This is a genomic window from Albidovulum litorale, from assembly GCF_025751495.1.
Taxonomy (GTDB): Bacteria; Pseudomonadota; Alphaproteobacteria; order Rhodobacterales; family Rhodobacteraceae; genus Albidovulum; species Albidovulum litorale.
The window spans coordinates 563599-576680 of sequence record NZ_JAOWKZ010000003.1; the positions used below are offsets into that span (position 1 = coordinate 563599).

Consider the following 13082-nt stretch of genomic DNA (forward strand, 5'->3'; position numbering starts at 1 on the left):
GTCGTTGCCGCGGCGGAATAAAAAAAGTCACGCAGGGAGAAAAAGCATGACTAAGCACTTCACGCCGGATGTCCATCCGGCGGCCAAACTCTACGCCGATGAAGTTCGTGCCGGTTCGCTGAGCCGTCGCGAGTTTCTGACCCGGGCCTCCGCGCTTGGCGTCAGCTCGGCCGCGGCTTACGGCCTTCTCGGCCTTACCGCGCCGCAGCAAGCCCGTGCCCAGACGATGGGCGGCACGATCCGTTGCCAGCTTGAGACCAAGGCGCAGAAAGACCCGCGCACCTGGGACTGGTCGGAACTCGCGAACTTCGCGCGCGGCTGGCTCGACTACCTTGTCGAATATAACGGCGACGGTTCGATCCGCGGAATGCTTCTCGAAAGCTGGGAAGTTAACGAAGACGCCACCGAATACACGCTGAAGGTCCGTCAGGGCGTCAAGTGGAACAACGGCGACGACTTCACCGCCGCCGACGTGGCCAACAACATCACCCGCTGGTGCGACGCCAATGTCGAAGGTAACTCGATGGCCGCGCGGATGGGTGCGCTGGTTGACGAAGGCACCAAGATGGCCCGCGACGGCGCGATCACTGTCGTCGATGACCACACGGTCAAGCTGACTTTGCCCGCGCCCGACATCACGATCATCGTCGGTATGGCGGACTATCCGGCCGCTGTCGTGCATTCGTCCTATGACAATGGCGATCCGTCCGCCAACCCGATCGGCACCGGCCCGTATCTGCCGGAATCGAACGAAGTCGGTGTTAAGCAGGTTCTGGTCAAGAATCCCGACCACACCTGGTGGGGCACCGAGGTGTATGGCGGTCCCTATCTGGACCGGATCGAGTATATCGACCTCGGCACCGACCCGTCGTCGTTCCTTGCCGCTGCTGAGGCTGAAGAAATCGACATGCTGCACCGCACTGACGGTGATTTCGTCGACATCTTCGACTCGATCGGCTGGACCAAGTCTGAAGCGGTCACCTCGGCCACGCTCGCGGTGCGCTTCAACCAGGACGCGGAGCTTTACAAGGACGTGAATGTCCGTAAGGCGCTGCAGATGGCCGTGGATAACTCGGTCGTGCTGGAGCTCGGCTACGCCAATCTCGGTAGCCCGGCCGAAAACCACCATGTCTGCCCGATCCACCCGGAATATGCCGAACTGCCGCCGCTGGTGGTCGATCCGGCCAAGGCGAAAGAGATGATCGACGCGGCCGGCCATGCCGACACCGAGTTCGAGCTGATCTCGATCGACGACGCCTGGCAGGCGAACTCTTGTGATGCAGTGGCCGCACAGCTTCGCGACGCAGGCATCAACATCAAGCGGACGATCCTGCCCGGCTCGACCTTCTGGAACGATTGGGCGAAGTATCCGTTCTCGGCCACCGAGTGGAACATGCGTCCGCTTGGCGTGCAGGTCCTTGCGCTTGCCTACAAGTCGGGCGTGGCCTGGAACGAAACGGCCTATGCCAGCGCCGAGTTCGACTCGCTTCTGGCCGAAGCCATGTCCATCGCTGATGCCGATGCACGGCGTGAGGTGATGGCCAAGATCGAGAAGCTGATGCAGGACGATGGTGTGCTGATCCAGCCCTACTGGCGGAACGTCTACCGGCACTTCCGCGAAAGCGTGAAGGGTGCCGACATGCACCCGACCTTCGAGCACCACCACTACAAGTGGTCGATCGAGGCCTGATCGGTCTTAGTGCGGCGCGCGGAACAAATCCGCGCGCCGCTTTTTGTTGACGTGACGGCCCACGCACTCCAACCTGCCCCTACGTTCTTTGGGGGGAAGGACATGAAAAAATGCTGATATTCCTGCTTCGGCGGCTGTTGACCATGGTCCTGACAGCCCTCTGCCTGACGTTCGTCGTCTTCTTTCTGACAAACCTGCCACCCAATCTTGAAAAGCTCGCCAAGACCGAGGCTGGCAGCCGCATCACTGATGAGGAGGTGCTGAGCTGGCTGGACAAGAACGGCCATGGCAGCCCGCTTCTGGTGCGCTACGGCGAATGGCTCGGTGTCCTTCCCGGCTGGACGCGCGAGGAAGATGGGGTGACGACCGGCCGCTGCATCCAGCGCGGGCAGGACCCGGCGACAGCTTCCCGTTTTTGTGGCGTTCTGCAGGGCAAGTGGGGTTTCTCCTCAGTCTTCAAGGACGAGGTATCGACGATCGTCGGAACACGACTGTCACTCACCGGCATTCTCATGTTCTGGGTCATGGTGGTGATGGTTCCCGTCTCGCTGATCATCGGCGTCCTGGCGGGCATGCGCGAGGGGTCGAAACTCGACAGGTCGCTTTCCACCTTCTCCATCGCGACCACGGCAACGCCGGAATACGTGTCTGGCGTCATTCTTATCGCGGTCTTCGCCTCCTCCATGTTCGGACTGAAATGGTTCAAGGGCACGGCGGCGAGTGCCATGGACGGCATCACGTTTGAAAACTTCTTCCTGCCGGTCATCACCATCGCGCTTTACGGCATCGGCTATATCGCCCGAATGACCCGCGCCTCGATGACCGAGGTCATGACCGCCCAGTACATCCGCACGGCACGGCTCAAGGGTGTATCCTTCCGCAACGTGGTCATGAAACACGCGCTCCGCAACGCGCTGATCGCGCCGTTCACGGTCATCATGCTCCAATTCCCCTGGCTTCTGAATGGCGTCGTTATCGTCGAGACCTTGTTCAACTACAAGGGCTTCGGCTGGACGCTCGTCTCGGCCGCGGGCAACAACGACATCGACCTGCTTCTGGGCTGTTCGGTAGTAGCCGTCATCGTAGTTCTGGTGACCCAGCTGATTTCCGACATCGGCTATGTCTTCCTGAACCCGCGTATCCGGATATCCTGAGGAGGAACTGACAATGGACCCGTTAACCTGGACCGGCGCTCTTTCCGTCCTCAATCCGGTCACCATGGCAATTGCGGCCGCCTTCGCGTTGGCCATCATCGCGCAGATCGTTCTGTCTTTCTCCGCCGCTGAAGTATCCGTCGTGGCCAATCCCGATGGCACGATTGCGGCACGAGGCGGCGCTTACGGTACAGCCGAAAAAGCCGTGCGCTGGCTGTTCGTCGCGCTTGTCGCGATCGTGGTTATCTACCTTGTTGCGGGCGCCGTCATGCCCTACGGCGATGTCGGCATCATCGGCGGGCTGGCCAAACGCTTCCTGCCGGTCTGGATATCGCTGATCGTGCTGTATGCGGTATCCATCCGCTACAAGCGGCGGCTGGGCCTCTACGGCAAGCTCTTTGACTCCACGATTGGCATGATCGGTTTTGCGATCGTCATGTTCTGGGTCTTCTCGGCGATCTTCGCCAACATGATCGCGACCCATGACGTTCTCAGCCAGATCAGCCAGATGAAGAACAAGGTTCCCGGAACGCCCACCCCGGACGACATGGGCTGGTACCTCCTGGGCGGCGACCATCTGGGCCGCGATGTGTTCAGCCGTGTCGTACTCGGCAGTCGCATCGTTGTGCAGATCGCGCCGCTGGCCACGCTTTTTGCCTTCATGGTGGGAATCACGCTGGGCCTTCCGGCAGGTTACTACGGCGGCAAGCTGGATACAGGGCTGTCGTTCCTCGCGAACCTCATCCTCGCTTTTCCGGTGATCCTGCTCTTTTACCTGCTCGTGACCCCGGAAATCGTCGAAACCGGCATGCCGCAATACATGGCGATGGTGCTCTTTCTCTTCCCCATCGTCTTTCTGATGGTGCTGGTCAATTCGCGCTACTACGTGGTGCCGGCATTCCGAACGAAGGTGCTTTTGATCATCCTCTGCGTCGGTGGCTACCTCTACCTGTCGCTTGTGGGTGAGGTTGGCACCAAGGTGGCGGTCCTGCCCAACATGCTGGACCTGATCCATGTGCCGGGCAATATCCTGATCGTCTTCGTCTCGGTCGTGTTCGTGAACTCGCCGACCGTGTTCCGGATCGTGCGCGGCATCGTCCTGGACGTGAAGACGCGAGACTATGTCTCCGCCGCCCAGACACGCGGCGAACGTCCCTGGTACATTATGCTGTGGGAAATCCTGCCCAACGCCCGCGGTCCTCTGATCGTCGATTTCTGCCTGCGAATTGGCTACACGACGATCCTTTTGGGAACCCTCGGCTTCTTCGGCCTCGGTCTCAGCCCCGAAAGCCCTGACTGGGGCTCCACGATCAACGCGGGCCGCAAGCTGATGACGGTTGCGCAACACCCCGCCATCGTGCCCGCACTCGCGCTGATGAGCCTCGTTCTGGGCCTCAATCTTCTGGCCGACGGCCTGCGTGAAGAAAGCCTCAGGGATTAAGGGAGACGGATTATGACCAAGTGGGACTATGACGGCCCGATCCTTGAGATCGAAAACCTCTCGATCAGCTTCTTCACCCGGCTTCGGGAAATCCCGGCGGTGATGGACTTTTCCTGCACCGTGCAGCCGGGCGAGGCGATGGGCCTCGTCGGGGAATCCGGTTGCGGCAAATCCACCGTCGCACTCGCCGTGATGCGGGACCTTGGCAAGAACGGCCGCATCGTCGGCGGTACGATCAAGTTCAAGGGCCGCGACCTGACGACGATGAGCGAGGAAGAACTGCGCGACATCCGCGGCTCGGAAATCGCGATGATCTATCAGGAACCGATGGCCTCGCTCAATCCGGCGATGAAGATCGGCAAGCAGCTGATGGAAGTGCCGATGATCCATGAGCGGGTCTCGCAGGAAGAGGCCTATCAGCGCGCGCTGGAGGTCGTCACCGATGTGCGCCTGCCGGACCCCGAGCGGATCCTGAAAAGCTACCCGCACCAGCTTTCGGGCGGGCAGCAGCAGCGCATCGTCATCGCCATGGCGCTGATGTCGAAGCCCGCCCTTCTGATCCTCGACGAACCCACGACCGCACTCGACGTGACGGTCGAGGCCGCCGTTGTCGACCTCGTGAAAGACCTCGGCAAGAAATACGGCACGTCGATGCTCTTCATCTCGCACAATCTCGGCCTGGTGCTCGACACCTGCAACCGGCTTTGCGTTATGTATTCGGGCGAGGCGGTGGAGACGGGTTCCATCAAGGATGTCTTCGACAAGATGCAGCATCCTTACACTCAGGCGCTCTTCCGCTCGATCCCGCTGCCCGGCGCGGACAAGAACGCACGCCCCCTGATTGCGATTCCGGGCAACTTCCCGCTGCCGCATGAACGCCCCAACGGGTGCAATTTCGGCCCCCGCTGCGATTATTTTTCTGCCGGGCGCTGCGATGCGGGCGAGATCAAGATGCGCAACGTGCCGGGCGACGACCGCCACGATACGCGCTGCCTGAGGGTCGATGAGATCGACTGGAACGCCCCGCCGCAAGTCGCCGCCAAGGCTGCGAAGACTCCCATCGGTGACGTCGTCTTGAAAATGGACGACCTGCGCAAGTACTACGAGGTCAGCGCCAATGCGCTCTTCGGCGGCGGCAGCAAGAAGGTCGTGAAGGCCAACGAGACGCTGAGCTTCGAGGCGCATGAGGGCGAAACGCTGGCCATCGTCGGCGAATCCGGCTGCGGCAAGTCCACCTTTGCCAAAGTGCTGATGGGGCTGGAAACCGCGACAGCGGGCCAGATCCTGCTGCACAATCACGAAATTCAGGACACGCCGATCGAGGAGCGGTCGACCGAAACCGTCTCAAGCGTGCAGATGGTGTTCCAGAACCCGTTCGACACGCTCAATCCGTCGATGACGGTCGGGCGGCAGATTATCCGGGCTCTGGAGATTTTCGGCGAGGGTAATTCCGACAAGGACCGCGAAGAGCGGATGCTGGAGCTTCTCGACCTCGTGAAGCTGCCGCGTGCGTTCGCAGAACGCATGCCGCGCCAGCTATCGGGCGGGCAGAAGCAGCGCGTGGGCATCGCGCGCGCCTTTGCAGGCGGCGCGAAGATCGTCGTGGCCGACGAACCGGTCTCGGCGCTCGACGTGTCGGTTCAGGCGGCGGTCACGGACCTTCTGATGGAGATCCAGCGCGAGAACCGGACGACGCTGCTCTTCATCAGCCACGACCTCTCCATCGTGCGTTATCTCTCCGACCGGGTCATGGTGATGTATCTCGGCCATGTGGTGGAACTGGGCACGACCGATCAGGTCTTCAGCCCCCCCTACCACCCCTATACCGAGGCGCTGCTGTCCGCCGTGCCCATCGCCGACACCCATGTGGAGAAGAAGCGGATCGTGCTGGAGGGCGATATCCCCTCTGCGATGAACCCGCCCCCGGGCTGTCCGTTCCAGACCAGATGCCGCTGGAAGTCAAAGGTTGCGGGCGGGCTCTGCGAAAAGGACGTGCCGCCGGTTCAGACGCTGCCGAACGGGCACCAGATCAAATGTCACCTCTCGGCCACCGAGTTCGAGCAGATGGAACCCGTGATCAAGATCGCGGCCGAGTAAGGGCGGGCAGGACAAGCATCGTTGCGCCCAAGGGCGCCACGGTTGCACCGCTGCCGATCTTGAACCGCGCAAGGCCCGGCGCGGCGTCGGCACTCGCATCGCCAAGATCGAGTGTACGATAGCCTTGTTCGTGCAGGTCGCGGATCACATGCCACAGTAGAAGCTGATGAGCGTTCACGCGCCGCCCCTCGGCACCCGACCAGCCGATGTGATAGCTCGCTCCGGGCCGGTGCAACAGAACCAGCATTGTTGCGATCGTCCGACCGCGATGCTGCGCTTCGTAAAGGATCATGCCTTCAGGATCGGCCTTCAGCCAACCCAGGGTAAATGCGGGCGGCAAGGCTCGATAGCCGCGCTGCCTTTGCTGTTCGACCTCTCGGGACAAAAGCCGGGCAAGTTGCCCCGAATCCGGTAACGATTGCAGAACCGATATTCCCTCCAGTTCGGCCCGCACTAGCCTGTTGCGCCATTTCCCGCCGAGCCGCGCGCGGATTTCCGAAGGCGCGGGGCGAAGCTCGATCACCGCTTCATGCCGCGCCGCGATCAGCGGGATGAGCCCAGCACCACGCAGTTCAACCTCTGGCGTGACGATCATGAGCCCCGCCTCACGACCAAGCGCGCGTAGCGCCCGAACCGCGAAGTCCGGCGCGACAGGCTCCAACCAGACAGGCCCCCGGCTGAGGAGCGTCACTCGCAGGGGTCCAAAGCGTCGCGAAACGACCTGCGCGAGGCCGAGCCGCCGCCCCCCAAAGATGATCTCGGCATGGCGAACATTGCGCCCCATCGCGGACAGGACCGCACCGTAGGTCCAATGCTGCTGGGCCGGCAGCGACACCTTCGCCGTAGCAGCCCTCCATCCCTTCCGGTCGATCTGGTCCCAGACGATCTCCATGCGCGGCAGTAAGCATGGGGATACCTAACGCGAACCTAACCGCGTGACGCCCGTGTCAACCGGCCCGCATGGTCGCGGCAGCTTACTTTTCAGCAGCAATGTGGAATTGCTCGACGGCCGCACTTGATACCGTCTCCGGATTGGGCATAACAGACGGGCCCCCCTGTCCTGGAGCGTATAGCCACCGATGCCGACGTTGCTTTCTCTTGTGGTCGATATCGGCGGCACCAATACCCGCGTGGCGCTCGCGAACGGCGACCGCGTCGACCGCTCCACGATCCGGCGTTTCGCCAATGCGGAATATCCGGGGCTGGGCCCGATTCTGTCGTCCTATCTCGACGCCACGGGCCGTCCGGCCTGCTCGGGCGTCTGCGTTGCCGTAGCCGGCCCGGTGGATGACGGCATAGCCCGCATGACCAACCTCGACTGGAGTATCGACGGCGACGCGGTCGCCTCGGCCACGAACACCGCCAATGTCGCGATCCTGAACGATCTGCAAGCACAGGGCCACGCGCTAGGCCATATCGCGGAATCGAGCTTGGTGCCGTTGATCAAGGCGACCCAGCGTGCGGGAGCGGCGCAACTGGTGATTGGTGTCGGAACCGGCTTCAACGCCGCCCCGGTACTGGATCAGGCCGGGCGGAGGACGGTCGCCCCTGCCGAATGCGGTCAGATCAGCCTTCCGGTACGCAACGAAACCGACCTGCGGATGATGCGCTTCGTCTCGAGAGATACCAGTTTCGCCTGTGTCGAGGACGTGCTCTCGGGGCGCGGGCTGGAACAGCTATTTGCCTTCCACGCGCACGAGGCCGGGCAGATCCGCACTCAGAATGCGGCCTCTATCATGCAAGCGGTGGCGGCAGGGGACGACCCCGTCGCCGAGGCCACCGGGCGCAGCTTCGTCAGGCTGCTCGGTGCGGTTTCAGGCGATCTGGCCCTTGGGTACCTTCCCTTTGGCGGCATCTACCTGATCGGAGGCGTGGCGCGAGCCTTCGCCCCCTATTACAAGCGCTTCGGTCTGGCCGATGCGTTTCAGGACAAGGGCCGCTTTGCCGCCTTCATGAACCGCTTTCCGGTCATTCTGGTCGAGGATGATTATGCCGCGCTCGAAGGATGTGCCCGCTACCTCCTGACCTCGGCGACCTGATCGGCCTGGCTGCGTCAAACCAATCTTAACGCTTCGACACATAGCCTGCCTCGGTGAATTCGACGGAGGCGGTAAGGTGCGGATACCAGCACGGAAGACGGACTTGACGGCATGATGGCGCTGGTTCTCGACAGCCGTCTCGACCTCCCCGTTGCCCGGCGATTGCACGCGACGTTGCTGGCTCGCAGCGGCACAGCACTGGAGATTGATGCAAGCGCGGTATCGCATCTTGGCGGACTCTGCCTGCAGATCCTTCTCGCTGCGGGCCAGAACTGGCGAAAGACAGGGACCTCCCTGATCATCCGACAACGATCCGCCCAGTTCGACGCCGCGCTTAAGGCATTTGGCGTCGAGCCAGCCGATCTGCAGTCCCTCCCGGAGGAGGGCGTGTGATGGGGATCAAGATCTTGGCAGTCGACGACAGCCGGACGATCCGAGACATGCTGGCTCTGGTGCTTGGCGAGGCGGGCTATTCGGTTCAAACCGCTGAAGACGGACAGGATGCGCTGGATACGCTCGATGGTTTTGAGCCAGACGTGATCATATCCGACATCAACATGCCGCGGCTCGACGGGTTCGGTTTTGTCCAGGCCGTCAGGCGGATAGACCGCTACCGCGCGACGCCTATCCTGGTGCTGACAACGGAAAGTGCGCCGGAACTCAAGGCGTGGGCCCGCGCGGCGGGGGCGACTGGCTGGATCGTGAAGCCGTTCGACGCGCAAAAGCTGATACGCGCCATTCAGATGGTGGCGGGGTAAGGGCCAGACATGACCGACCGGCGCGATCCGATGTCAGAGCTTAAGGCCGGCTTCTTCGCAGAATGCGCCGAGCGGATCGAGCAGCTGCAGGACGCATTGGTGACCTTCGGGGAATCGGTCGGCGGTGGCGGGACAGTCGATCCGGAAGTCATCAACACCGCGTTTCGCGCCATCCATTCGATCAAGGGGGGGGCAGGCGCCTTCGGGCTGGATGCACTGGTCCGGTTCGCACATGGCCTTGAGTCGGTTTTCGACTTGGTGCGCGGTGAACAGGCTGACCTCACGTCCTGGCAGATCAACGACCTGATGCGGGCCAGCGACCACCTCGCCGACCTGATTGATGCCGCCCGCGACGGGATCACGGCACCTCCGGGTGGCGACGATATCCTTGGTACCCTGTCCGCACCCGCGTCAGCCATAATGCCGGCACTGGAAGCCAGCCCTCTTACGGGCCCATGGACCCTCCGGTTCCGTCCACACACCGCGCTTTACGCCTCCGGCAACGACGCGTTGTTTCCGCTTCTGGCCCTGAGGGAGTTGGGGGCGACCGAAATTCGCTGCGACGTCGCGGCCCTGCCCGATCTTGCTGCGCTCGACCCGGAAGAAGCCTATCTTGGCTGGACCCTCACAGTGTCCGCGGAACGGAACGAAACGGAAATCGCCGAATTGTTCGATTTCGTCATCGGTCTCTGCGATCTCGCGATCTTGCGCAAGCCACCGACGACCAACGCCATCACCGATGCACCCCGGACGCAAGCTTCCGAAACATCACCGACCATGCGGGTCGATCTTGAAAGAATCGACCGGCTGATGAACGTGGTTGGTGAACTGGCGATCGGCCAGTCGATCCTGGCCCAAAGCCTTGCCGAGATCGGTCTGGACCGGCAATCGCAACTGGCTGAGCGTCTCGATACGCTGACCGGTCTGACACGCGACCTTCAGGACAGCGTCATGACGATCCGCGCGCAGCCCGTCAAACCGCTCTTTCAACGTATGGGCCGGGTTTTGCGCGAAACTTCTGCTGCGCTCGGAAAGCCCGCCCGCCTCGTTCTCGAAGGCGAGACGACTGAGGTTGACCGCACCGTGATCGAACGGCTTTCCGACCCGCTGATGCACATGATACGCAACGCGGTCGATCATGGGCTGGAATCGCCTAGCGCACGTCTGGCCAGTCAAAAGCCGTCCGAGGGGACGATCACACTCGCAGCCGCGCATCGCGCGGGCCGCTTGGTGATCGAGCTCCATGATGACGGGCGTGGCCTCGACCGTAATCGTATTCGCGCCAAGGCCGAGGACCGAGGGCTGATCTCAAAGGGCGATATATTAAGCGGAACGGCAATCGACGAGTTGATATTTCATCCCGGCCTATCCACCTGTGAGAGCCTGTCGAATGTTTCCGGCCGGGGTGTCGGAATGGATGTGGTGAAAACCGCAATCAGCCGTCTCGGAGGACGCATTTCAATCGCATCGGAACCGGGATGGGGCACCCGCTTCACGCTTTCACTTCCCCTGACGCTGGCCGTGATGGACGGTATGGTCGTAAGTGTCACCGGCCAGATGTTGGTGATCCCCATAGCGGCGATCCTCGAAACCGCCGCACTTCGGACGCTCGACCGGCGCGCCGCGGGATACGATGACGAACTGGTGCGAATACGCGGCGCTTTCGCAAAACTGATCGATGTTAGCGCCGCACTCGGCATTCGCAGGCCCGGACATTTGCCGGACAACGCAATCGCGGTTCTGACTGCCTCCGAGGATGGCAGCCGGGCGGCACTGATTGTCGACGCGGTCATCGATCAAAGACAGATCGTGGTCAAATCGCTGCGTGGCGGCTTTGGCAGCATTCCTGGGATCTCGGCGGCAACGATCCTTGGCGACGGGCAAATCGCCTTCATATGCGATCCCGGCGAACTCGCCCGCACTTTACCCGTTGACCGGAACCAACCGGCGACCGTGGAGGACAGAAAATGTCAGATGCCGGCGAGATAGTGGAACTGCTCGCCTTCCGCCTGGGCGAGGAACGGTTCTGCGTCGATGTGACCGCGGTTCGCGAGTTGCGCAGTTGGGGACGCCCGACGCCCCTGCCCCACGCTCCGGCCTATCTCTCCGGGGTAATCAATCTCAGGGGAACAATCCTGCCGGTACTGGATCTGGCGACCCGACTCGGCCTTCCTCCGCTGGCAGGCGGCGACCGGAATGTGATCATTGTAGCCGAAGCGGCAGGGCAGAGTGCCGGGCTGATCGTCGACGCCGTCAGCGATATCCACCGGGTGGAACGCGGCGCGCTCGAAGCGCCCCCCGCGATGGCAAGTGATGGTCAGACCGTCTGCATCTCGGCCCTCTCGCTGATCGGTGACCAGATGGTCCGGGTGCTCGATCTTGCCGCGCTGTTATCCACCACCGTGGTGGATGCGGCATGAGCAGCCCCCCCTCCCCCGAAATGCAGGAAAGTGTCCGCATTATTGACCTTGCCGTGCATCTAGCAGAGGAGCTGTCCCATCTGGCGCTGCTCAGCCAGACTGTGCAGGAGGCGCTGTCGGATTGCGTCTTCGCCGAGCCGCCGGATGAGGCGACTTTGGCCCGGCTTCAGTCCATTGACCGGATCGGTCAGGGGTTGGCGGATCTCACAAGATTGATGGGCCTGTTTCAGTCAAGGCTACCCGGCGAGACGATGCTGCCGCGCGATGTCGTCCTTGCGCATCTGCATTTGCGCGAACTGGCCGACCGTATCGTCGCACGAAACCGGTCGGACAGGCCGGATATCCTCATTGCTCGTGGTGAGGTGGTCTGGCTCTGACTGTGCCCGGTGTGGTTATCGCCGCCGGCAGCGCAAATCTGGTTCAGTCGTTCTGATCGGAACCAGACTGGTCTGGCTCAGGATCCACCGCGCAATCGCATCGAGCGGAACTGCCGCCCCGGCGGCGCCCAAAGCCAGTGCCGCGCCGGGCATACCGAATGCCGCCGAACTCTTCTTGTCCTGGGCAATTGTCTGCGCGCCCGCGGCGCGCAAGCGCAACATCGCCGTCACGCCATCCTGGCCCATGCCGGACAACATGACCGCAACAACCCGCCTGGCCAGCGGCAATGCTGATGCAAAAAGCGCGTCCACGGAGGGTGAAAAATTCCCTTCGGTGCAAGATGGGTGCAACCGGCATACCGGCCTGAGACCGGCACCAATCACCAGATCAACCCCGCCGCCCGGCGCCAACCATACCTGACCCGGTCGGATTAATGATCCGGTCTCGGCGACCGCCACGGGCATCCGGATGCGGGTGGCCATCCGGGCTGCGAACCGTTCCAGGAATGCAGCGGGCATATGCTGCGCTATCAGAACGGGTGGACCGTCTGGCGGGAGTCCGCGCAACACCGTTTCCAGCGCTGTGACACCGCCTGTCGATGCCCCGATCAGAACTACCTTCCCGTTCCAGGGAAAGGGTCCGGTTGGAAGCCTCGGAGCGGCAGCGCCGCGAGACGCCTGCGGATATGTGCGTGACGCCGCGACAAGGCGATCGGCAAGCGATCGGTTTGCGCGGGCGTCGGCCAGTTCCGACTTAGAGATACAATCGACGGCACCGGCGACAAGAGCCTCGACCGCGAGTGCACTGCCGCGCCTTGTCATGCTCGACATCATGACAACCGGCAGCGGTCGCATCCGCATTAGATGATACAGGAATGTCAGTCCGTTCATGCGCGGCATCTCGATATCGAGCGTCAGAATGTCGGGATCAAGCTGCCTGATCAGTTCGCGCGCCTCGAACGGATCCGCGGCCTCACCGATCACCTTGATGCGGGGATCATCGGCGAGCGCGGTCCGGATTAGCAATCGGGTTGTCCTGGAATCATCGATTACCAGAATGCGGCGCTGGCCCGTCGAACCCGCCGGAACCGGGCAGATCGTCACGG

12 protein-coding genes are annotated in these 13082 nt (G+C 62.3%); 10 read left to right on the top strand and 2 right to left on the bottom strand.

Annotated elements, in window-relative coordinates; genetic code table 11:
- Positions 1-46: 46 nt before the first annotated feature.
- The 4 genes from OEZ71_RS13675 (at position 47) to OEZ71_RS13690 (ending at position 6382) form a co-directional block, all read left to right on the top strand.
- On the top strand, positions 47-1690 hold the full coding sequence (locus OEZ71_RS13675; RefSeq protein ID WP_263740544.1) for an ABC transporter substrate-binding protein: 1644 nt from the start codon (positions 47-49) through the stop codon (positions 1688-1690).
- A gap of 110 nt (positions 1691-1800) precedes the next feature.
- Complete coding sequence (locus OEZ71_RS13680) at positions 1801-2844, top strand: ABC transporter permease (RefSeq protein ID WP_263740545.1); 1044 nt, start codon at positions 1801-1803, stop codon at positions 2842-2844.
- A gap of 13 nt (positions 2845-2857) precedes the next feature.
- Positions 2858-4285, top strand: a complete 1428-nt coding sequence (locus OEZ71_RS13685) for an ABC transporter permease (RefSeq protein ID WP_263740546.1) — start codon at positions 2858-2860, stop codon at positions 4283-4285.
- A 12-nt stretch (positions 4286-4297) separates the two neighbouring features.
- On the top strand, positions 4298-6382 hold the full coding sequence (locus tag OEZ71_RS13690) for a dipeptide ABC transporter ATP-binding protein (protein WP_263740547.1): 2085 nt from the start codon (positions 4298-4300) through the stop codon (positions 6380-6382).
- Here the strand turns inward: OEZ71_RS13690 and OEZ71_RS13695 are convergent.
- Entirely contained in the window at positions 6363-7274 is a 912-nt protein-coding gene (locus tag OEZ71_RS13695) for a GNAT family N-acetyltransferase (protein ID WP_263740548.1), read from the bottom strand. The two genes, OEZ71_RS13690 and OEZ71_RS13695, sit on opposite strands and share 20 nt — an antisense overlap.
- A 187-nt stretch (positions 7275-7461) precedes the next feature.
- Between OEZ71_RS13695 and OEZ71_RS13700 the strand changes: the two genes are divergently transcribed.
- The 6 genes from OEZ71_RS13700 (at position 7462) to OEZ71_RS13725 (ending at position 11976) form a co-directional block, all read left to right on the top strand.
- On the top strand, positions 7462-8421 hold the full coding sequence (locus OEZ71_RS13700; protein WP_263740549.1) for a glucokinase: 960 nt from the start codon (positions 7462-7464) through the stop codon (positions 8419-8421).
- Between the two features lie 114 nt (positions 8422-8535).
- A complete protein-coding gene (locus tag OEZ71_RS13705) occupies positions 8536-8814 on the top strand; it encodes an STAS domain-containing protein (protein ID WP_263740550.1) in 279 nt (92 codons plus the stop codon).
- Positions 8814-9179, top strand: a complete 366-nt coding sequence (locus OEZ71_RS13710; protein ID WP_263740551.1) for a response regulator — start codon at positions 8814-8816, stop codon at positions 9177-9179. The genes OEZ71_RS13705 and OEZ71_RS13710 overlap by 1 nt, the downstream gene beginning before the upstream one ends.
- A gap of 9 nt (positions 9180-9188) precedes the next feature.
- Complete coding sequence (locus tag OEZ71_RS13715; RefSeq protein ID WP_263740552.1) at positions 9189-11168, top strand: chemotaxis protein CheA; 1980 nt, start codon at positions 9189-9191, stop codon at positions 11166-11168.
- The gene (locus OEZ71_RS13720) at positions 11147-11599 is read left to right on the top strand and encodes a chemotaxis protein CheW (protein WP_263740553.1); all 453 of its coding nucleotides are present in this window, start codon (positions 11147-11149) and stop codon (positions 11597-11599) included. The genes OEZ71_RS13715 and OEZ71_RS13720 overlap by 22 nt, the downstream gene beginning before the upstream one ends.
- A complete protein-coding gene (locus OEZ71_RS13725; protein ID WP_263740554.1) occupies positions 11596-11976 on the top strand; it encodes a hypothetical protein in 381 nt (126 codons plus the stop codon). Before OEZ71_RS13720 ends, OEZ71_RS13725 begins: the two co-directional genes overlap by 4 nt.
- Before the next feature lie 15 nt (positions 11977-11991).
- Here the strand turns inward: OEZ71_RS13725 and cheB are convergent, their stop codons facing one another.
- The gene (cheB, locus tag OEZ71_RS13730) at positions 11992-13080 is read right to left on the bottom strand and encodes a chemotaxis-specific protein-glutamate methyltransferase CheB (RefSeq protein ID WP_263740555.1); all 1089 of its coding nucleotides are present in this window, start codon (positions 13078-13080) and stop codon (positions 11992-11994) included.
- Between the last annotated feature and the right edge of the window lie 2 nt (positions 13081-13082).

What these genes read in the sequence shown, in the direction of transcription:
- OEZ71_RS13675 (WP_263740544.1), top strand. Translation starts at nt 47, where the DNA reads ATGACTAAGCACTTCACGCCGGATGTCCATCCGGCGGCCAAACTCTAC.
- OEZ71_RS13680 (WP_263740545.1), top strand. Translation starts at nt 1,801, where the DNA reads ATGCTGATATTCCTGCTTCGGCGGCTGTTGACCATGGTCCTGACAGCC.
- OEZ71_RS13685 (WP_263740546.1), top strand. Translation starts at nt 2,858, where the DNA reads ATGGACCCGTTAACCTGGACCGGCGCTCTTTCCGTCCTCAATCCGGTC.
- OEZ71_RS13690 (WP_263740547.1), top strand. Translation starts at nt 4,298, where the DNA reads ATGACCAAGTGGGACTATGACGGCCCGATCCTTGAGATCGAAAACCTC.
- OEZ71_RS13695 (WP_263740548.1), bottom strand. Translation starts at nt 7,274, where the DNA reads ATGGAGATCGTCTGGGACCAGATCGACCGGAAGGGATGGAGGGCTGCT.
- OEZ71_RS13700 (WP_263740549.1), top strand. Translation starts at nt 7,462, where the DNA reads ATGCCGACGTTGCTTTCTCTTGTGGTCGATATCGGCGGCACCAATACC.
- OEZ71_RS13705 (WP_263740550.1), top strand. Translation starts at nt 8,536, where the DNA reads ATGGCGCTGGTTCTCGACAGCCGTCTCGACCTCCCCGTTGCCCGGCGA.
- OEZ71_RS13710 (WP_263740551.1), top strand. Translation starts at nt 8,814, where the DNA reads ATGGGGATCAAGATCTTGGCAGTCGACGACAGCCGGACGATCCGAGAC.
- OEZ71_RS13715 (WP_263740552.1), top strand. Translation starts at nt 9,189, where the DNA reads ATGACCGACCGGCGCGATCCGATGTCAGAGCTTAAGGCCGGCTTCTTC.
- OEZ71_RS13720 (WP_263740553.1), top strand. Translation starts at nt 11,147, where the DNA reads ATGTCAGATGCCGGCGAGATAGTGGAACTGCTCGCCTTCCGCCTGGGC.
- OEZ71_RS13725 (WP_263740554.1), top strand. Translation starts at nt 11,596, where the DNA reads ATGAGCAGCCCCCCCTCCCCCGAAATGCAGGAAAGTGTCCGCATTATT.